We start from the raw sequence: 19,560 nt of genomic DNA on the forward strand, positions 1-19,560 counted from the left end.
GTGGTAGAGGTGATCATCAAATATAAAAAAAAGAGGCCAACCTCACAGAGATTGGCCTTGGTATACGATTATTGTTCATTGCTGCACGCAGCAGATATGGCTGGTTAAAGATGAATTCAGAGCTTGTTAATGGCAAGGATCACACGGGAATGACGTCCGTATATGATCTCTACCTGCTGACCCGCCCTGAAGTTGTCCAGACGGCCACGCATCCAGTAGAAGAGGCGCTTTCTTTTCTTCACTCCTTCCTGTTGTACAACAAAGCTCGTCTGCATTTCATTGTTACCCTGGTACACTGACTCAAGCGGCACCTGTATTTGTCCTTTTTCCAGTTTAGTTAAGTCCTTCTTAATAGTGAAGTAGCGTACGTCGGTCACCTTGATCAGGGCGAATATCAATGCCAGAACGAAAGAGCCCAGCCATGCCCAGAACCAGAGGTTTTTGTAAGAGAAAAGGGAGTCATTGATCTCTTCTTCACTGAGTCGTCTACTAAGGAAATAATGAGGTACAAAAGCGGCGAATATCACCAGCAGCAGACCAAACGATATGAATTTTAAAATCTGCCTTTTGTTCTTTTTCAACGCATCCTGAAGAAGAAAGATCTCTTCGATGGTCATAAAAGAGAAGTCCTGCATAAGTATATGGTTTTTCTGATATGTAATATAGATAAAATATTAATGAATTAATAATAATAAGTATAGAGATAGGGAGAAATTTGTATCAGTGGAGGATAAGGGACTGGTTATCAGGAAAAGAATTTTGGGGGTAAATGAGGATAATACTGGCAGAGAGCGCGTTTTCCTGGTAGAATTTTGTAAATAGTGAGTAGACATTGAGTAGGAACAATCGGTATGCAGAGGGTTTTAACGTATAAAAAGAACGGCGATATCTTCCGATACCGCCGTCTATATCCTTCTGGTGTGTTATTTATTCACCAGTGTCTGTTTTCAGTGCTCCAATATTATATTAAGCCTCTGCTTCTGCATAAGCGCTTACTGGCTCACAGGTACAGATCAGGTTACGATCACCATGAGTGTTATTTACGCGGCTGATAGAAGGCCAGAATTTGTTCAGTTTCACGTAGTCCAGTGGATAAGCTGCCTGCTGACGGGTGTATGGACGGGTCCATTCGTCCGCCGTGATAACGAACTGTGTATGCGGTGCATGTTTCAGTACGTTATTCAGTTTATCAGCAGTACCATTTTCTACAGCTGCGATCTCTTCACGGATAGCCAGTAATGCATCACAGAAACGATCCAGTTCATCTTTATCCTCGCTCTCTGTAGGCTCGATCATGATCGTGCCTGGTACAGGGAAGCTCAGGGTAGGAGCGTGGAAACCGTAGTCCATCAGGCGTTTTGCCACATCTTCGGCTTCAACACCGGCAGATGCTTTGAACGGACGCAGGTCAACGATGAATTCGTGTGCGCAGGTACCGTTAACACCATTATACAGGATATCATATGCTTTTTCCAGACGTGCCTTCATGTAGTTAGCATTCAGGATAGCGAACTGGGAAGCCTGTTTCAGCCCATCAAAGCCGAGCAGACGGATATATGCATAGGAGATCAGCAGGATAGAAGCAGAACCGTACGGTGCTGCAGATACTGCGTTTGTCTGTGCTTTTGTATCCAGGTTGACGTGACCAGGCAGGAATGGCGCCAGGTGTTTACCTACGCAAATCGGGCCCATGCCAGGACCACCACCGCCATGAGGAATAGCGAAGGTCTTGTGAAGGTTCAGGTGACAAACGTCAGCACCGATCAGACCAGGAGCGGTCAGACCTACCTGTGCGTTCATGTTTGCACCATCCATATATACCTGACCACCGTTTTCGTGAATAGCGTTACAGATGTCTTTCACACTCTCTTCATACACACCGTATGTAGAAGGGTAAGTGATCATGATACCTGCCAGGTTCTCAGCATACTGAGCTGCTTTCGCTTTCAGGTCGGTTACATCGATATAACCGTTTTCCAGCGCTTTTACTACTACTACCTTGAAGCCAGCCATTACTGCGGAAGCAGGGTTTGTACCGTGTGCAGAGATAGGGATCAGCATCACATTACGGTGACCTTCACCTCTGCTTTCGTGATATGCCTTAATAACCAGCAGACCAGCATATTCGCCCTGTGCACCACTGTTAGGTTGGAGGCTACAAGCATCGAAAGCTGTTACTTTACACAGGTAATCGCTCAGTTCATCAACGATCTGCTGATAACCACCTGTCTGAGATTTAGGTGCGAATGGATGCATTTTGCTCCAGTGGCTCCAGCTCAGCGGGATCATTTCAGTAGCTGCGTTCAGTTTCATGGTACAGCTACCCAGAGAGATCATAGACGTGTTCAGCGACAGATCTTTGTTTTCCAGCATTTTCATGTAACGCATCATCTCAGACTCGCTGTGATGAGTGTTGAACACAGGGTGTACCAGGTAAGAGGAAGTTCTTTCCAGACCAGCAGGTACGCTGGTAGCTTTCAGTTCAGGACTGTCGCTGTTGATGGAACCTGCTTCGAAGATGCCGAGAATATCATTTACGTCCTGGATGGTCACAGTCTCATCGAGAGAGATGATCACGCGGCCAGCTTCAGGGTAAAAGAAGTTAATGCCAATTGCTTCTGCTTTGTTTTTGATAGCAGCACTGTTGCTCACACGTACTTCGATAGTATCGAAGAAGAAGGAAGCACCCAGTTCCAGACCTTTACCTCTCAGTTTCTGCGCCAGTGCGTTGGTCAGGATCGCTACGCGTGTAGCGATATTTTTCAGGCCTTTAGGACCATGATATACAGCGTACATAGCGGCCATGTTAGCCAGCAGTGCCTGTGCGGTACAGATATTGGAAGTAGCTTTCTCACGTTTGATGTGCTGCTCGCGTGTCTGGAGTGCCATACGCAGTGCGCGGCCTCCCTGTGCGTCTATGCTCACACCGATGATACGGCCGGGAATGTTACGTTTGAATTCATCTTTAACAGCGAAGAAAGCAGCGTGTGGTCCACCGAAACCTAATGGAACACCAAAACGCTGTGCAGAACCTAAAGCCGCATCTGCGCCCAGTTCACCAGGCGATGCCAGGAGTGTAAGTGCCAGCAGGTCAGTCGCCATTGCTACATAAGCACCCGCTGCATGTGCTTTCTCAATGAAAGAACGGTAATCTTCCACGCCACCTATGCTATTCGGGTACTGTACCAGTGCACCAAAGTAGGTTTCGTCGATTACAGCAGTATTGTAGTCACCTACTACTACTTCGATGTTCAGCGGAGTAGCACGGGTGTAAATTACGTCTGTCGTTTGTGGGAAAGTGTTCACGTCAACAAAGAACTTAGGACGGGACAGTTTGTCGTGGTCTTTGTTCAGTGCACTGAAGAACATGGCCATTGCCTCAGCAGCGGCAGTTGCTTCATCCAGCAGGGACGCGTTAGCGATAGGCAAACCAGTCAGGTCGCTTACCATAGTCTGGAAGTTCAGGAGGCTTTCCAGACGACCCTGCGCGATTTCCGCCTGGTATGGAGTGTACTGGGTGTACCATCCTGGATTTTCAAACACGTTACGTAAGATCACACTTGGTGTGATGGTATCGTAATAACCCTGTCCGATGTAGTTTCGGAACACCTGATTCTTAAGAGATACTTCTTTCAGATGACGGAGGTAATCACTCTCACTCATCGCCGCAGGCACTGCCAGCGGATGCTGCATACGGATCGCTCCGGGTACTGTTTTGCTCACCAGCTCTTCAAGAGAAGACACCCCAACGGTATCCAGCATGTGTTTAGTCTCAGCTTCATTTGGCCCGATGTGACGGCCAACAAATTCATTCTGTTGTATATCAAAAAGATTCATGATGTAAAGCAGGTATGTTTGAAAAGAATGTGCAAAGCTATATTGATTTTTGACAATGGCCAAACCAGGGCGCTCCCAGCAGAAAATGTGGTGATAAATGTCAGGGAGAAAGCAGGCCCATTGTCATGAAATTGTAATTTGGATGTATCCCTCCCTCCGCCATGATTTGCTGGCCGCTCAGCTTGATTTCATTGTACAGATCGTCATCCTCCATTCAGCACTCGCTCCGGTTAAGCTGCTTAAGGCAACCAATCCCCTGTTAATCAGTACCTGATCTTCATACCAACTCGTCATTATAAGGTCACCAACAGGGCACTTCAAAGGCACTTCAATATCCCTTGGATATCGAAGTGCCCTTGAAGTGCCCTGTTGGTGACCTTTAAGTACCCTTAAAGTACAAAGATCAGGCGCCGTTTAAAAAGGGTTCAGGACAGGGCCAGATGCCACTGAGGAAGGTATCAGGAGGGAACCCGAACATATCAGTAAGCCATGTCCCGCTTTTAGACCGTTACCAACAGCTTTCCGGTAATCCTTTATCTTTGCAGCCAAATGGACGAATTACTTATTAACTGGGAGCAGAAAGCCCAGGAGCAGCAGAAAGCCAACAAACAGTTTCTGCAGAAACTACAGTCAAAGCGGGGAAGGGGTGTAGAGAAGTTATTACCTGATATGCACGATGAGGCTTTCAGTCATGTGGACTGCCTGAAATGTGCCAATTGCTGTAAAACGATCAGCCCGCGCTTTAAAATGCCCGATATTAAACGCATTTCCAAATACCTGGGCATGAAGGAGTCTGCATTTATTGCGCAATACCTGCGTATGGATGAGGATGGCGATTATGTAGTGAAATTCAGTCCGTGTCCTTTCCTGGATGCCGATAACTACTGCAGCATCTACGATGCCCGTCCGGGCGATTGTGAGAATTATCCTTATACAGACAGCTTCGATTTTATCAAGCGACCTAATATCACCTACCTGAACAGCACGATCTGTCCGGCAGTTTATTATGTGCTGGATAAATTAAAGAAAGTCACAAAACTGTAGCTCGTCAGGCTTTAAGATCCAGCTTACGCATGGCCGGAGAGATGATGTAGGTAGTGACCACTACGCCCAGTGTGACACATCCGCCAAATACTACAGAGGGTACCAGACCGATTGCCCGGGCCATAAATCCGCTCTCGAATGCCCCCAGTTCGTTGGAGGAACCGACGAACATGGAACTGACAGCTGCCACCCGCCCGCGCATGTCATCCGGCGTTTTTAACTGCAGGATGGTCTGACGGATAATAACACTGATACCGTCCAGCATTCCGCTGATCAGTAGTGCGAAGAAGGAAAGTATGAAGCTGGTGGAAAGCCCGAATACGATAATACAAACACCGAAACCGAAGACGGCTGCCAGTAGTTTAAGCCCGGGATGATGCACCAGTGGTTTATACGCCAGTACGAACATGGTAGTAAGCGAACCGACAGCGACCGCCGCACGCAGGAACCCGAATTCCAGCGATCCTACATGCAGCACGTCCGTGGCAAAGATAGGCAGCATCGATACTGCACCACCAAACAGCACCGCAAACATATCGAGCGCCATGGCATTCAGCACAACCTTGGTATGCCATACAAAACGCATTCCCTTGGTAAGTCCTTCCAGGAAGCTTTCACCCTGTTCTTTATAGTAGATAGGCTTAGGTTTGATCTTAATAAGGCAGTACAATGGTATCAGAAAGATACCCACCACCAGTAGCATGGACCAGTGTATACCGAGGAAGTAAATGAACAGTCCTCCGAGTGCGGGACCTGCCATTCCGCCGATCTGCCAGGAGCTGCTGCTCCACGTTGAAGCATTGGCATACAGGGTTCTGGGTACGATCAACGCCATGAGTGAGAAGTTGGCAGGACTCAGAAAAGCCCTCGCTATACCACCAAGAAATACCAGCGCATACACCATGTTAAGTACCGATTTAACGGAAATCCCTTCCACTGCCTTATCCCACGTAAGCAGGAACAATCCGGTTCCAATGAGCACATAAGCCAGCACACAGAGTAGCAATAAGCCGCGTTTCTCCCTTTTATCCACAATATGTCCTGCGAAAGGCGCAACAAGTACTGCCGGAATGACTTCCGCCAGACCGATGAGACCGAGCGACCATGGATCATGCGTAAGTGCATTCACTTTCCATTCAACAATGGTGAATTGCATGGCCAGTGCGAAGACCAGCGCAAAACGGATGACGAGGTAATAGTTGAATTCAGGTATGCGTAACGAAGCGTAAGGGTCGTTCTTAATAGTAGCCGGATTATCCACTGTGCAGTTTTTTGTAGCGGGGCAAAAATAGACATTTTGACGGATAGGATGTAGGGCTAAACTGATAAACGGTCAGATAAAATCGGCAGAAGATGCTTATTTTTATAGGTAGAACCCCTCCTGTAGAAGTTGGTCTGGTTTTGGCATCTGTAAAAACGTAAAATGCAGCAACCCGTTAAATGCTAGCTAATTGCATCTCACACTGCATTATACTGTTTCTCAATCTTTTGTTAAAAGCAATTTACCCTTCTGTTTCGATGGGCTATTTTATGTTATATTTGATGACGCTCAATTTTGGATTTCTATGAGAAGAATGAAAGTGATTATACCAGTTGCCCTGCTCTCCATCTCCATGGGGGTTTTAGCATTCAGCAAACTGCATAAAGAAGATCCTCCAGGCAGATACGAGGTGATCATGGGCCTGGTTGGACAAATACTCACTCAGGGACACTACCAGCCTAAGGAAATTAACGATGCCTATTCTAAGGAAGTTTTTGATAAATACCTGAAGAGCCTGGACCCGGAGAAGAAGTTTTTTCTTAAAAGTGATGTCGACGGACTGAAAGCCGTATCTACACATATAGACGACGAATTACAGGGAGCACCACTGGAATGCTTCAATGCCGTAAATACCCTGATCAAACAGCGCGTAACAGAAGCTGCCGCTATCTACCCGGAGATCCTGGCACAGCCTTTTGACTTCTCCAAAGAAGAAAAGGTAACGCTGGACCCTGATAAGGTGGATTATCCGGCTAACGAGGAAGCCCGTAAGGATGCCTGGAGGAAAGTACTGAAATACCGTGTGCTGGAGAAATTTGTGGAACTGCAGGAAAGCCGTGACAAAGCAAAAGACCAGAAAGATAAAGCTGCTGCCGAGAAGCCTAAAACTGATGCTGAACTGGAAGTGGAAGCACGGGCCAAAGTAAAAACAGTGTACGATCGTTATTTCGATCGCCTGAAAAATAAACAGGATGACAATGAACGTTTCAGTATGTTCATTAATGCCATCACTACTACCATGGACCCGCATACTGACTTCTTCCCGCCTGCTGAGAAGCGCGCCTTTGAAGAGCAGATGGCTGGTAAATTCTTCGGTATCGGTGCACAGCTGAAGGAAGAAGACGGTAAGATCAAGATCACCAGCATTGTAACAGGTAGCGCCAGCTGGAAAGATGGTCGCCTGAAAGCAAATGATGCGATCCTGAAAGTAGGACAGGGTGATAAAGAACCTGTTGACGTGACAGGTTATGCGGTGGAAGATGCCGTTAAACTGATCCGCGGTAGCAAAGGTTCCATCGTTAAACTGACTGTGAAAAGTGTAGACGGTACCCAGAAAGTCATCGACATCGTGCGTGACGAAGTGGTACTGGACGATACATTTGCGAAATCCGCCATTATCAACGGTCAGCATAAACTGGGCTATATCTATCTCCCTGAATTCTACGCAGACTTCAACGATAGAAATGGCGCCCGTTGTGCAGAAGACGTAGCTAAAGAGATCACTAAACTGAAAGCAGAGAATGTGGAAGGTATCATCCTTGACCTGCGTTTCAACGGAGGTGGTTCCCTGCAGGACGTGGTACAGATGGCTGGCCTGTTCATTCCGGAAGGTCCTATTGTTCAGGTAAAATCCCGTAGTGGCGATCCGATGATCCTGCGTGACCGTGATAAGAGTGTACAGTATGGTGGCCCGCTGGCTATCATGGTAAATGAATACAGTGCGTCTGCATCTGAGATCATGGCTGCTGCTATGCAGGATTACAAACGTGCGGTGATTATTGGTAGTACTACTTTCGGTAAAGGTACCGTACAGCGTATGCTGAACCTGGACGATTTCTATTCCAATAAAGAGCTGGGTGCGCTGGGCGCTATTAAACTTACCCAGCAGAAGTTCTACCGTGCAAATGGTGGTTCTACCCAGCTGAAAGGCGTGACTTCCGATATCCTGTTGCCTGATCCATATTATGAAGTGGCAGAGCGTAAGGATGATGATGCGCTGGCATGGGATGAGATCCCGAAAGCACCATATAGTGTGTGGATGGAGCCGGTACCGGTAGATGCGCTGAAGAAAAGCAGTGAGAAACGTATCGCTTCCAGCGAAGCATTCAAAATGATGAATGACAACATTGTCACACTGAAGAAAATGGAAAGCCAGGAAGCTTATTCACTGAACCTGCAAACATATAAAGCAGAGCAGAAGACAAACACGAATGCCCTGAAACGTTATGATGCAGTGAATGATAAAGTGAAGGAACTGAACATTGTAAGTCTGAAAACTGACCTCGACAGACTGGCGGGTGATTCTTCCAAACTGGCCCGTAACAAAGACTGGTTAAAATTCAGGCAGAAAGACATCTATCTGGATGAGGCGGTAAATGTAATGAACGATCTGATCGCATTATCTTACCCTAAACTACAGGGTAAACCGGCTAACAAATAATTCATCACGCTTAGTTATAAAATAAAAGAAGGCTCGCATTACACGAGCCTTCTTTTATTTTATAACTAAATGTGATAACTGATATTGTTTGTGCGTGACTTATTCGTCGCCTTTTTTCTCTTCCAGCATTCTGATCAGCATCTTCAGTTCCTCACGACGGTAGCTTTCCTTGTCATCCTGAAAGCACTTGGTAAGTTCTTCCAGCAGGAACTGAATGATGCGTTTATTGGACTGCGGCTGAAAATAATACGGCGTCCTTGGTATAGACATTCTTTTCAGATAGCCTTCCACATCCTGATGAGAATAGATCTGTCCCTGGATAGGATCGATAAAAAAGAGGATACGGACATCATCAGGCTTAGGCATTTCGGTAAAGTCGTAGAACGTATCGAAATAGCCCAGGATGAACTGCCGGGGGATATTCACCGCATATACGGGCAGGTCGAGCATAGCGCAGAGGCTTTGGTATACGATGCCGTTAGTCAGTGGATTACCCTTACGGGATTCAATGACCTGGTTAATGAAGAACTGGTTCTTACGCACATAGGCTACTTCTTCTCCTTTCAGTCCGAAGTAATTATAGATCATGCTGTTAAGCACATTGATCTGTTCCAGTGGCGTGAGATAGTTGTTCAGCTCCAGCCAGATATTCCTTTTTATTCTTTCAATTTCAGTGACGATCTGTGATGGTTGCATATCGGGAAACTGGTAGCGGGCTACCAGGATGGCTCCCTGCAGCAGGTCAGGCGCTTCAGCTTTAGACCATTGCTGCAATGCAATCTGTAAATCATCATAATGCACCCGGTGGATAAGCTGTTCTATTCTTTCCTGGATGGACTCATCCACAGTGTTTTCCCAGAGATTTTCGAGGTTCGGAATAATCTCTTTTCCAAACAGTAAAATCTTGCTGGCAACAGTATCATACACCTCCTGATCAGGATCGTCCAACAGGTGGAATAAAGCGTTTATTTCCTTGGTCTCATGCATAGAATGAATATACAGGTGTCTATTTATTCCGCCTTCTTCTTTTTCGGGGGCGCTTTTTTCTTTGGAGGGTTGGCCTTTACATCTTCGATGATAGCTTTGGCTTCTTCCAGCGTTATGTCCGCGGCGGCGTCAATCTTTTCTTTCGGTATTTTATAATTTCTCAGTCCCTGTTTAATATAAGGTCCGTATGGGCCTTTGAGTATCTGGATCTTTTCTTTTTCGAATACTTTGATGGTACGTTCGTCTTTTGCCGTTCTCTTTTCCACGATCAGAGGCGCTATTTCATCCAGTTCCACTGTATAAGGATCCATTTCCTTTTTCAGGGAATAGAACTTCTTATCGTGAGCGGCGTACGGACCGAATCGACCAATGTTCACCAGTACATCCTGATCTTCAAACTGTCCGAGGTTACGCGGTAGTCTGAAAAGCTCCATTGCTTCCTCTAAAGTAATGGTTTCTATACTTTGAGTGGACTTCATTTTTGCGAACTTCGGCTTCTCTTCATCTTCCGCCTTACCGATCTGGATCATAGGGCCATAGCGTCCCATACGTGCTACGATTGGCTTACCACTTTCGGCATCGATACCGAGCTGGCGTTCACCTTTCACTCTTTCCGCTTTTTCCAGTGTGTTTTCCACATCTTTATGGAAAGGCGTATAGAAGTCGTTCAGCATTTTATTCCAGATCTTCTTACCATGGGCTACCTCATCAAACTCACCTTCGATCTTGGCAGTGAAGCCATAGTCCATTACGGAGCTGAAGTACTGGTTCAGGAAGTCAGTAACGATCATGCCCAGGTCTGTTGGAAACAGTTTGGACTTTTCCGCACCGGTATTTTCACTTTCGGTTACTTTCGTGATCTTATCGGCTTTCAGGCTCAGTATCCGGAAGTCTCTCTTTATACCTTCTTTGTCGCGTTTTTCTACGTATCCACGTTTTTGTACGGTGGTAATGGTAGGTGCGTAGGTAGAAGGGCGACCGATACCCAGTTCTTCCAGCTTCTTTACAAGGCTTGCTTCCGTATAACGGGGAGCAGGGCGGGTAAAGCGTTCTGTAGCCTTCATTTCCTTCAGGTCAAGTGCCTGTTTTACAGCAAGTGGGGGTAAAGAACCATCTGAATCTTCTTCATCGCTTACATCTTCATCATCTTTACCTTCCATATATACCTTCAGGAATCCATCGAATTTCAGTACTTCACCACTGGCAGTCAGTTCGTCGTGGTTGGTGGAGATATCGATCTTAGCGATGGTCTTTTCCAGTTCTGCGTCGCTCATCTGGCTGGCGATCGTACGTTTCCAGATCAGTTCATACAGTTTTTTGGTGTCACTGTCATCAACAGTGGCGTTTTCCATATAGGTAGGACGGATCGCTTCGTGGGCTTCCTGTGCTGATTCGTTCTTATTTTTAAACTTACGGTACTGATGATATTTCTGGCCGTAGTTCGTATTGATAGCGTTCTGAATATCTGCGAGGGCCGTATCTGACAGGTTCACAGAGTCAGTACGCATATAGGTGATGTTACCACTTTCGTAGAGTTTCTGGGCGAGCAGCATTGTTTTGGAAACGCTGTATCCCAGTTTACGGCTGGCCTCCTGCTGGAGTGTAGATGTTGTAAAAGGAGCGGCAGGCGATTTTTTACCTGGTTTTACCTGAATATCTTTCACTGTATAAGCCGCGCCAACACACTGTTGCAGGAACTTTTCGGCATCTTCCGCCGTCTTGAAACGGGTTGGTCCTTCAGCCTTAAAAGTAATATTTTTGCCCTGAAGATCTTTAGCAGTAAAGAAGGCTTCTACCTTAAAAGCACTAACGGCATTAAATGTATTGATCTCACGTTCGCGTTCTACGATCAGTCTCACAGCAACAGATTGCACACGGCCTGCGGATAATGAATTACGCATGCTCATTTTACGCCAGAGCACCGGAGATAATTCAAAACCAACTATTCTGTCTAAAATACGTCTGGCCTGCTGGGCGTTGACCAGGTTCATATCTAATAGGCGGGGCTGTTGTACGGCTCTTTCAATGGCGGGCTTCGTAATTTCGTGGAATACGATACGTTTGGTAACATCCGGGTCCAGACCCAGTACCTCACACAAATGCCAGGATATGGCTTCCCCTTCACGGTCCTCATCCGTTGCTAACCAAACTTCGTCAGTGTCTTTGGCGAGTTTCTTTAATTCCTTAACAATCTTCTCTTTATCCTCAGGTATGGTATACTTCGGTTTAAAGTTGTTGGCGATGTCGATACCCATATCATCCTTTTCCAGATCACGGATGTGACCAAAGCAGGATTTCACCTCGAAGTCTTTGCCCAGTATCTTTTCAATGGTCTTGGCTTTCGCCGGAGACTCAACTATTACTAGATTTTTTGCCATGAATGCCGTCTTTATGAGCTACTAGATACGTAAAATTTCGTATATAAAATACAATTACGAATTTTGCAAGTATATAAAAGTAGGTTGAGAATAAAAAATAAGACTCTTATAATGTATTGTAGATAAATGTAATATTTTTGATAAATTCATTAAAAATGAGGCATTAACAGTTTAATACTTAAATTGCTGGATAACAGCGTAGGTAACAATGGAAAGTAGCCCAGCCATATAAAGATATGAGTGCGATATCACTTCATTTTACTTTCAAAACCGGTACACCATAATATATATTAACCTTAACCGAATGGATATAGTAATTATTGGCGCAGGAAATGTGGCGCATTGTTTTGGTCATTTATTGAAGATACACGGTCACCAGATACTACAGGTGATCAGCCGTAGTAAAGAGCATGCTGTGGAGCTGGCGGAATCGCTGCATTCTACCGGTACCAATGACCTGCTGGATATTAATATGGAGGCGGACGTGTACCTGATGGCGGTAAGTGATTCCGCCATACCGGAACTAAACGATGAACTGAGACTGGGCAAGCGCTTTGTAGTGCATACTGCTGGTGCAGTACCGCTGGATGCTATTAAAAAGATCTCGATCAATACCGGCGTAATGTATCCGTTACAGTCGCTCCGTAAGGAAGTAAAGAATTATCCGCCCATCCCGTTACTGCTGGAAGGCGCTAATGAGGAAGTGATGCGACGATTAAAGGCTGTCGCTCAAAGTGTTAGTCCGGATATAAGGGAAGTGAATTCTGAACAGCGTCTCCAGTTGCATCTGGCGGGGGTGCTGGTGAATAACTTTACTAATCATCTGATAGCCAGGGCTAAACGTTATTGTGAAGCTGCCGGCCTTGATTTTACCCTGCTGCAACCTATTATTAAGGAGACCTTTGACCGGCTCGAGAAGTTTCCGCCAGAGTCAGTACAAACCGGTCCTGCTATCCGTAAGGATGAAATAACGATGTCCCGTCACCGGGCACTCCTCGAAAAAGAAGAGTATCTGAAACTGATCTACCAGGTGATGTCAGACAGTATTTATGACTTTCATAAGAGCTAACGATCGCTGACATCAAAAATCTGTATTACTTTTGGCAATTAGGAATTAGGAATTGGGAATTAAGCATCGAGCTGTTTACAAATGGCTGTCCTCTTAATTCCTGATCCCTGATTTCCAATTCCTAATTATCACATAATGAATATTTTAGCTCTCTTTAAGCCTATTTCCACTTTTGTATTTGATGTTGATGGTGTACTGACAGACGGAACCGTACAGTTATTGCCTAACGGGGAACAGTCGCGCAGGATGCATATCCGGGATGGATATGCCTTACAGCTGGCTGTGAAGAAAGGATACCGTGTGGTGATCATCTCCGGTGGAAGATCAGAGAGTGTGGTGAGTCGTTTACAGGGGCTGGGTATAAAGGACATATATATGGGTGTACTGGACAAGCAGGAGAAGCTGCAGGACTATGCATTTGAAAATGACCTGAAATGGGAGGAGATCCTGTTTATGGGTGACGATATTCCTGACTACCGGCCCATGCAGCTGGTGGGATTGCCGGTATGCCCTGCAGATGCTGCACCGGAAATCAAAGGTATCTGCCGTTATGTATCTCCTGTTAACGGCGGTCACGGTTGTGTACGTGAAGTGATTGAGAAAGTACTGAAACTGAATGACCACTGGATGATGGATGAGGAAGTGGCCAGCCGTTAACAGCTGCGGCCATACTATCTATAACCGGAATTACATTTACCGCAATTATTGAATTATGAAATTGCTGATTGCCTTCCTCAAGCTGATCCGATATCCGAATCTTATTTATATAGCCCTGACACAGTTCCTCCTGCAATATTGTGTGGTAGCACCGGTATTAGCTTATAATGGAGAAACGCCTTCCCTGTCATGGGTATCATTCTGGCTGTTGTCACTATCTACAGTATTGATAGCAGCAGCTGGTAATATTATTAACGACTATTTTGATATCAACATTGATATTATTAACAAGCCGGAGAAGATGGTACTTGATAAGATCATCAACCGCCGCTGGGCAATGGCCTGGCATACCATTTTTAATATGGCGGGTGTATCTATCGGCTTTATAGTGGCCTGGCGTATCGGGGTGATCTATCTCGGATTCACCCAGGTGATCTGTTCACTGATCCTCTGGTTTTACTCTACTTCGTTTAAACGGCAGGTCATGATCGGCAATGTGCTGATCTCCCTGCTGACAGCACTGGCTGTTGTTGTCGTAGGATTTTACGAAAAACAGATCTATGAGAGCTTTGAGGCTATCATGTCACCGATAGGCCGCAAGCTGATACAGGTGATCGGTGTATATGCCCTCTTTGCTTTTATCATCTCTCTCATCCGGGAAATTGTGAAAGACCTGGAAGATATGCTGGGAGATAGCAAAGATGGTTGCCGTACGATCCCTATCGTATGGGGGGTGAATCCCGCGAAACAGATCTGCTATGCACTGATGCTGATATTGCTGGTACTGATCCTGCTGGTACAGATCAGGATCGCCTTTATTGGCTGGTGGCCTGCTATCATTTACCTGGTATTGCTGGTACAGGCGCCTGTATTTTATATTTATGCTTTACTGAGGAAGGCACATCTGCAGGAACATTATCACAAGGTAAGTTCACTTGTGAAATGGCTGATGCTGACCGGAATCTTATCAATGATCTTCTTTAAAATATTACTCTGATGTATACCGGAAAAAGGGTGGTGCTTGCGTCACAATCTCCCCGCAGAAAGCAGTTGCTGGAACAGGCAGGTATTCCCTTTGATGTGAAGGTGGTGGATACTGCCGAGACGTTTCCTGCCGACATGGCTATTCCTGAAGTACCTGTGCATATTGCCCGCCAGAAATCAGTAGCAGTGGCGGCCCTGTGTACAGACGACGATATTGTGATCACGGCGGATACGGTCGTGGTACTGGATGATACGATCATAGGCAAGCCTAAAGACAGGGATGACGCCATTCGTATACTTTCTGCGCTCAGTGGACGTATCCATCGTGTTATTACGGGTGTGGTGATCAGACAGAACGGTCAGGAATCTTCTTTTTCCAAAGAAACAGAGGTTCATTTCAAACCACTGACCCATGAGCAGATCACTTATTATGTGGATGCTTATAAACCCTACGATAAAGCAGGTGCATATGCTATTCAGGAATGGATCGGTGCAGTCGGTATTGATCGTATAAATGGTTGTTTCTACAATGTGATGGGACTGCCGGTAAGTAATGTAGTGGAAGCGCTGGACGCTATCGCCAAAAAATAGTACAGCAGTAAGATGGCTGCAGTCATCTTACTGCTTCTTTTTATTTTCCCGACTTTGTTTAACCCTGTATTTCACGATCCGCGTAATCAGGTCCAGCGGCATTGGCTGGTCCAGCGGAAACTGCACAGACCCTTTTCCCTGCTTATAGACCGATAATTCCTGCTCAAATTCTTCTATGCCCGTTGGTGTAGGATAGAAGCCAATATGGTTTTTAAAGGCTGCAAAATGCACCAGGTTGCCATTCAGTACAAATGTAGGGATGGCATATTTGATATCTTCCGTTGCGTCGGGTGCCGCCTGGTGAATAGTCGCGCGGATTTGCCGGAGGATAGCCTGCACATCTTCGGGGAAGTCAGCAATGTAGGCATCAATATCAGGCGCTGTAGTTTTCATGATAGTGGAGTTTGTATACAAATATAACAAGCCACTGCTACCTGATAAAAACTACCTTCCACTGATGTTTTTATGGGTACTGAAATCATAGAGGGTTATTTTCCGCAACGTGAAATAAAGCAGCCAGTAGGTATGCAGGTTAGTGAGATAGTCGACAGCTGCCCTGTCTTTATCCTGCTGCGCATTGTTGAAGTCCGTATAGCTAAGTCCGCCGGCGGCATATTTTTCTTTGGCAATATTATAACGTTGCTGTGCCAGCTCACTGGCTTCTTTTGATATATTCATCTGTTCTTCCTGCATATTCCATTGCATCACTTTATAGTTAATATCCTGTTCGAAGGCGAGCTGCTCCTGTGTGATGTTATTTAATTCCAGTTCAAGATTGGCTTCAGCCCTCTTCCGGCTCGACCGGTTCACACCCCAGTCTAATAAAGGGATGTTAAATCCGATGCTGACAGCCTGGTTACGGAGGAGGTCATTATAAGCCCTGCCCAGCGAGTTGCCTGTTTGCGTAAGTCCTACATTCGCGCTCATGTTAATAGAGGGGCCCGTCTCTGATCTGACACGGGCAATAGCCTGCTCTGCTTCCAGTTTTCTTCTCTTATGGGAAATGGCGTATTGTCTGTTTTGAGAGGCTTTGGAGATAGCTGTTTGAGGGTCTATTTCGAAGAAGGTAAGTGTGTCGGGTAATAGCAGTTCTGGCGTTGTATTTCGGCTTAAGTTGAGGTATAGTGTGAATTGCTGTTCGGCGTCTTTTAATGCAAGCCGTGAATTAGCCAGCGCTTTACGTGCATTCAGTAAACTCACTTTCGCCTGTAGTACGTCATTCAGTTCTACTGTGCCTATATCGAACCTTGCCTGCGTGATCTTAATGAGTGTATCTATATTCTGGAAGTTTTGTTTATCCAGCTTGACCTGTAACATCGCATTGAGCAGATTGAAATATTTATCGACCGTGTTACACGCGATGTTTTCCATGTTTTCAAGGTATTCTCTTTCTGATTCCTGATAACGCAGTGGTTCTATTTTATTGAACCATTTGTATTCGTTGTAGAAGACATTACGCTGGTAATAACTAAAGGTGAGCGGTACAGCAGTATAGGCCGTATTACTGAATGAACCGAAGTTGTCCAGCCGTTGCAGAGAGGAAGATACAGAAATAGCGCCACCGGTAAGACCTATCTGCTGTGTAAGGTTCAGGTGCGCGTTAGAGCTGGCGACATTCTGTGAGACAAAATCATATTTACCATCTGGCAGGGTGATCATGTTGATCACACGATAGTAATCTGGCAGGCTACCCTGGAGAGATAATTTTGGCAGGAAGCCGGCTTTATAAGCACGGTAGTTCCAGTAAGCTGAATTAATGATATTGTCCGCCTTCTTTTTATCCAGCGAGCTACCAGCGCTGAGAGAAATGGCATTGTGCAGCGAAAGTCTTATCGTTTCCTGACTGCTGGCGGATGAGCAGCAAAGTAGTATGAGCACAAACGGCAGCAGTACATATCTTGAAATGAGATGCATAGGTAAGTGGAATGAAAGGTAAATCTGTTTTCAGATCTCTGTTGTATCGTGTAATGGCGTTGGTAATGTCAGGTCCTGCCGGATCAGTTCCACCAGCTTTTTGACAGACACTGTAAAAGGCAGCTGGTGTTTATCGGTGATGCTGATCTCCTTTTTCTTTTTGTCTATACTGTTGATGAAATTTCTGTTGACGAGAAATGACTGACTTACTCTTATAAATATGGGGTGCTGCACTTCCTTTTCCAGTTTGGATAATGATTTTGAGATAACATAATTACGGCCATCTGTGAGGTATACATGGGTATAATAGTTATCCGATTTGAAAAACAGCACGGCGGCATAGGCCACTACATAGATCTTATCCTGATAAGGGATCAATATTCTCTCGATGGACATTATGGGTTACAGTGTTAATAGTAAAACAGATTTGTTTGTGTGCTTAATGAGATTGGTTGAAATTGCCGTTACGAGCATGTGTGTCTGGTGTACCGAAACTAAAAATTTTAATCAGAGAAAAAAAATGGAAATAAACGCTAAGATTTGGCGGTCGGGTTGCTTTAGGGTTGGAAAATAACAAATTGCGGCGGGATAACGATAAGATCTGTACAGGTTTATACTTTATACAGTGTGCAGACTTTTTTATGAGTACCCGTCTTTTCCTGCATTTAAGTAAAAACAGGAGATCCTGTGAGAATGAGAGTGGATTCCGGAGATAATGACCTGTATTCTTAATTGTGTTTGAATGGACTGAAATGTTTGAGTTTATCAGTTAGTTTTGAGAACATACAACCATTGTAACCTTATACCGCTTTATGAGTACCAAGACACGTTTAACCTGTCCATTATTGTTCGTCATTGTAATGCTGTTTTTTTGTTCCTGTAGTTCAGGCGTGAAATACAGGCGGGGTAGTCTTTCCGAGATCCTTGAACAGGCAAAAGAGGAGAATAAGAAGGTGTTTGTCCTGGTAGCTGATTCTACCTGTCCGCGATGCAAGGCATTTGCTGAATACCTTGATACGCTACCCGGTGTAGCAGATGCCATCAACAAAGACTTTATTCCATATAAAGTTTATCTGAGTGACCCTGAACAAAATGTACTTGCACAGATCTTAAAAGTAAATGCCCTGCCATTTCCCTACTTTCTTGATAGTGATGGAAAGATACTTGCATTCGGATTTCCGAATTCAAAATATTTTAATGTAGGTGATATGGACAGCATTTATATAGACCCGTATAAATTTCAGGAGAGCTTTCAATTGGGGATCTCAATTGAGAAATATAAGGAAATGGTATACTATGCATTGCAGGCCTATCTGGAGGCTGAAAAGATCCCTCAGCAGAAAGGTACATTGCAGCATGCCATGGAGCTGACAAGGAAGTCGCTTGAGAAAGGTGAGTACCTGTATAATTTTTATCAGATGTATAGTTTCAGCAGGAGGATGGGGCTTAATGAGCAGGCAACAGCTTACCAGGTGAAAATCGCACATAATTACACAGGCAGGGACCGCTTTCTATATGGCCCGTTAATGAGAAAGATTGGATTGCCGGATGACGCTTATGCGACCTCTCCAAAAGTAAATTCAGATGAACTGTTTTTTGAAAATGAAGAACTGACGGCCGATAGCGTGTCTGCAGGTAAAGACCTGTATTTTACATTCCGCTTCAAAAATGTCAGCACACATCCTGTAATTATACAACGAGCAGAACATCATTGTGATTGCATACAACTTACATGGCCTGAAATGCCTATTGCCCCATCCGACACCGGTAGTATAACAGGTGTATTTCATACATCTGAAGCAGGCAGTTACGATAAAGACATATTTGTTCATATGAACACCAATGCTTCCTATAAAACGATCCATCTCAAAGGCGTCGTGCTTTAATCAAATCAACCAGTATCTTTTTTTGTTAACATTAAAACCAAGTCTACATGAAAAAGTTGCTTAAACGCATCGTAATTGTTTGCAGCATGCTTGCTGTTGTTTTAGGAAGTATGAGAAGTTCTATTGCTTCAAGCCCCCTTTATGGACAATGTGGTGGTGAAGGCTGGACTGGCTCTACCACCTGCGCTGACGGCGGATACTGTGAAATGGTGAATCAATATTACTCACAATGCCTTCCTGGAGGCGGTTGCCCAGGCAGGTGCTCCGGCGGTGGTTGTGGTGCATCGTCATGTACTATCACAGCTGCTACAATTCCAGGTACCGGTGGCGGTGGTGCATCAAAATCAGTAACAGCCAGCGCCGGCTATTTTGCTTGTTGCTATAGCGATGTAGTAACAATTTATGCCAGGACATACCCCAACAGCTGTTGCCCTTTGTAAGAGATGCTGCACTAGCATTGATCCCGCATAAACCGATCTATATGCGATGTATGTTTCCATTTATTTTTTACC

15 protein-coding genes are annotated in these 19,560 nt (G+C 45.2%); 7 read left to right on the top strand and 8 right to left on the bottom strand.

All coding sequences use genetic code 11. The annotated features are described in order from the left end of the window. Positions 1-116: 116 nt before the first annotated feature. Both GWR21_RS25170 and gcvP read right to left on the bottom strand, forming a co-directional pair. A complete protein-coding gene (locus GWR21_RS25170) occupies positions 117-635 on the bottom strand; it encodes a hypothetical protein (protein WP_162334446.1) in 519 nt (172 codons plus the stop codon). A 331-nt stretch (positions 636-966) separates the two neighbouring features. Next, positions 967-3,837: an aminomethyl-transferring glycine dehydrogenase gene (gene gcvP, locus GWR21_RS25175; protein ID WP_162334448.1), complete on the bottom strand. Its 2,871-nt coding sequence runs from the start codon at positions 3,835-3,837 to the stop codon at positions 967-969. Positions 3,838-4,386: 549 nt separating this feature from the next. Here gcvP and GWR21_RS25180 point away from each other — a divergent pair. Continuing rightward, a complete protein-coding gene (locus tag GWR21_RS25180) occupies positions 4,387-4,881 on the top strand; it encodes a YkgJ family cysteine cluster protein (protein ID WP_162334450.1) in 495 nt (164 codons plus the stop codon). 4 nt (positions 4,882-4,885) lie between these two features. Here GWR21_RS25180 and GWR21_RS25185 read toward each other — a convergent pair whose 3' ends face one another. Beyond that, a complete protein-coding gene (locus GWR21_RS25185; protein WP_162334452.1) occupies positions 4,886-6,142 on the bottom strand; it encodes an MFS transporter in 1,257 nt (418 codons plus the stop codon). A gap of 304 nt (positions 6,143-6,446) precedes the next feature. Here GWR21_RS25185 and GWR21_RS25190 point away from each other — a divergent pair, with 304 nt between their 5' ends. Next, entirely contained in the window at positions 6,447-8,582 is a 2,136-nt protein-coding gene (locus GWR21_RS25190) for a carboxy terminal-processing peptidase (protein WP_162334454.1), read from the top strand. Between the two features lie 99 nt (positions 8,583-8,681). On the opposite strand, the gene GWR21_RS25195 is transcribed toward GWR21_RS25190, so the two are convergent. Both GWR21_RS25195 and topA read right to left on the bottom strand, forming a co-directional pair. Then, positions 8,682-9,569 carry a transglutaminase-like domain-containing protein gene (locus GWR21_RS25195; RefSeq protein WP_162334456.1) on the bottom strand — a complete coding sequence of 296 codons (888 nt, stop codon included), beginning with the start codon at positions 9,567-9,569 and terminating at the stop codon, positions 8,682-8,684. Positions 9,570-9,592: 23 nt separating this feature from the next. Further along, positions 9,593-11,947, bottom strand: a complete 2,355-nt coding sequence (gene topA, locus GWR21_RS25200) for a type I DNA topoisomerase (protein WP_162334458.1) — start codon at positions 11,945-11,947, stop codon at positions 9,593-9,595. A 289-nt stretch (positions 11,948-12,236) separates the two neighbouring features. On the opposite strand from topA, the gene GWR21_RS25205 reads away from it, so the two are divergent. The 4 genes from GWR21_RS25205 (at position 12,237) to GWR21_RS25220 (ending at position 15,248) form a co-directional block, all read left to right on the top strand. Continuing rightward, on the top strand, positions 12,237-13,016 hold the full coding sequence (locus GWR21_RS25205; RefSeq protein ID WP_394367279.1) for a Rossmann-like and DUF2520 domain-containing protein: 780 nt from the start codon (positions 12,237-12,239) through the stop codon (positions 13,014-13,016). Between the two features lie 135 nt (positions 13,017-13,151). Beyond that, positions 13,152-13,673, top strand: coding sequence for a KdsC family phosphatase (locus GWR21_RS25210; protein ID WP_162334462.1), 522 nt, complete (start codon positions 13,152-13,154; stop codon positions 13,671-13,673). A 55-nt stretch (positions 13,674-13,728) separates the two neighbouring features. Further along, positions 13,729-14,670, top strand: a complete 942-nt coding sequence (locus GWR21_RS25215) for a geranylgeranylglycerol-phosphate geranylgeranyltransferase (protein WP_162334464.1) — start codon at positions 13,729-13,731, stop codon at positions 14,668-14,670. After that, positions 14,670-15,248 carry a Maf family protein gene (locus GWR21_RS25220; protein ID WP_162334466.1) on the top strand — a complete coding sequence of 193 codons (579 nt, stop codon included), beginning with the start codon at positions 14,670-14,672 and terminating at the stop codon, positions 15,246-15,248. Before GWR21_RS25215 ends, GWR21_RS25220 begins: the two co-directional genes overlap by 1 nt. 27 nt (positions 15,249-15,275) lie before the next feature. Here GWR21_RS25220 and GWR21_RS25225 read toward each other — a convergent pair whose 3' ends face one another. The 3 genes from GWR21_RS25225 to GWR21_RS25235 are packed head-to-tail and all read right to left on the bottom strand — an operon-like array spanning position 15,276 to position 17,558. After that, entirely contained in the window at positions 15,276-15,641 is a 366-nt protein-coding gene (locus GWR21_RS25225) for an iron chaperone (protein ID WP_162334468.1), read from the bottom strand. Positions 15,642-15,692: 51 nt separating this feature from the next. Beyond that, positions 15,693-17,162, bottom strand: coding sequence for a TolC family protein (locus GWR21_RS25230; RefSeq protein WP_162334470.1), 1,470 nt, complete (start codon positions 17,160-17,162; stop codon positions 15,693-15,695). Between the two features lie 30 nt (positions 17,163-17,192). After that, a complete protein-coding gene (locus tag GWR21_RS25235; RefSeq protein ID WP_162334472.1) occupies positions 17,193-17,558 on the bottom strand; it encodes a LytR/AlgR family response regulator transcription factor in 366 nt (121 codons plus the stop codon). A gap of 416 nt (positions 17,559-17,974) precedes the next feature. Here GWR21_RS25235 and GWR21_RS25240 point away from each other — a divergent pair, with 416 nt between their 5' ends. Next, entirely contained in the window at positions 17,975-19,048 is a 1,074-nt protein-coding gene (locus GWR21_RS25240; RefSeq protein WP_162334474.1) for a DUF1573 domain-containing protein, read from the top strand. Positions 19,049-19,560: the final 512 nt, after the last annotated feature.

This window comes from Chitinophaga agri (assembly GCF_010093065.1).
GTDB classification, from domain to species: domain Bacteria; phylum Bacteroidota; class Bacteroidia; order Chitinophagales; family Chitinophagaceae; genus Chitinophaga; species Chitinophaga agri.

Bases quoted from the DNA above. Each gene is read 5' to 3' on its own strand.
- GWR21_RS25170 (WP_162334446.1), bottom strand. From the start codon at position 635: ATGCAGGACTTCTCTTTTATGACCATCGAAGAGATCTTTCTTCTTCAG.
- gcvP (WP_162334448.1), bottom strand. From the start codon at position 3,837: ATGAATCTTTTTGATATACAACAGAATGAATTTGTTGGCCGTCACATC.
- GWR21_RS25180 (WP_162334450.1), top strand. From the start codon at position 4,387: ATGGACGAATTACTTATTAACTGGGAGCAGAAAGCCCAGGAGCAGCAG.
- GWR21_RS25190 (WP_162334454.1), top strand. From the start codon at position 6,447: ATGAGAAGAATGAAAGTGATTATACCAGTTGCCCTGCTCTCCATCTCC.
- GWR21_RS25195 (WP_162334456.1), bottom strand. From the start codon at position 9,569: ATGCATGAGACCAAGGAAATAAACGCTTTATTCCACCTGTTGGACGAT.
- topA (WP_162334458.1), bottom strand. From the start codon at position 11,947: ATGGCAAAAAATCTAGTAATAGTTGAGTCTCCGGCGAAAGCCAAGACC.
- GWR21_RS25210 (WP_162334462.1), top strand. From the start codon at position 13,152: ATGAATATTTTAGCTCTCTTTAAGCCTATTTCCACTTTTGTATTTGAT.
- GWR21_RS25215 (WP_162334464.1), top strand. From the start codon at position 13,729: ATGAAATTGCTGATTGCCTTCCTCAAGCTGATCCGATATCCGAATCTT.
- GWR21_RS25220 (WP_162334466.1), top strand. From the start codon at position 14,670: ATGTATACCGGAAAAAGGGTGGTGCTTGCGTCACAATCTCCCCGCAGA.
- GWR21_RS25225 (WP_162334468.1), bottom strand. From the start codon at position 15,641: ATGAAAACTACAGCGCCTGATATTGATGCCTACATTGCTGACTTCCCC.
- GWR21_RS25230 (WP_162334470.1), bottom strand. From the start codon at position 17,162: ATGCATCTCATTTCAAGATATGTACTGCTGCCGTTTGTGCTCATACTA.
- GWR21_RS25235 (WP_162334472.1), bottom strand. From the start codon at position 17,558: ATGTCCATCGAGAGAATATTGATCCCTTATCAGGATAAGATCTATGTA.
- GWR21_RS25240 (WP_162334474.1), top strand. From the start codon at position 17,975: ATGAGTACCAAGACACGTTTAACCTGTCCATTATTGTTCGTCATTGTA.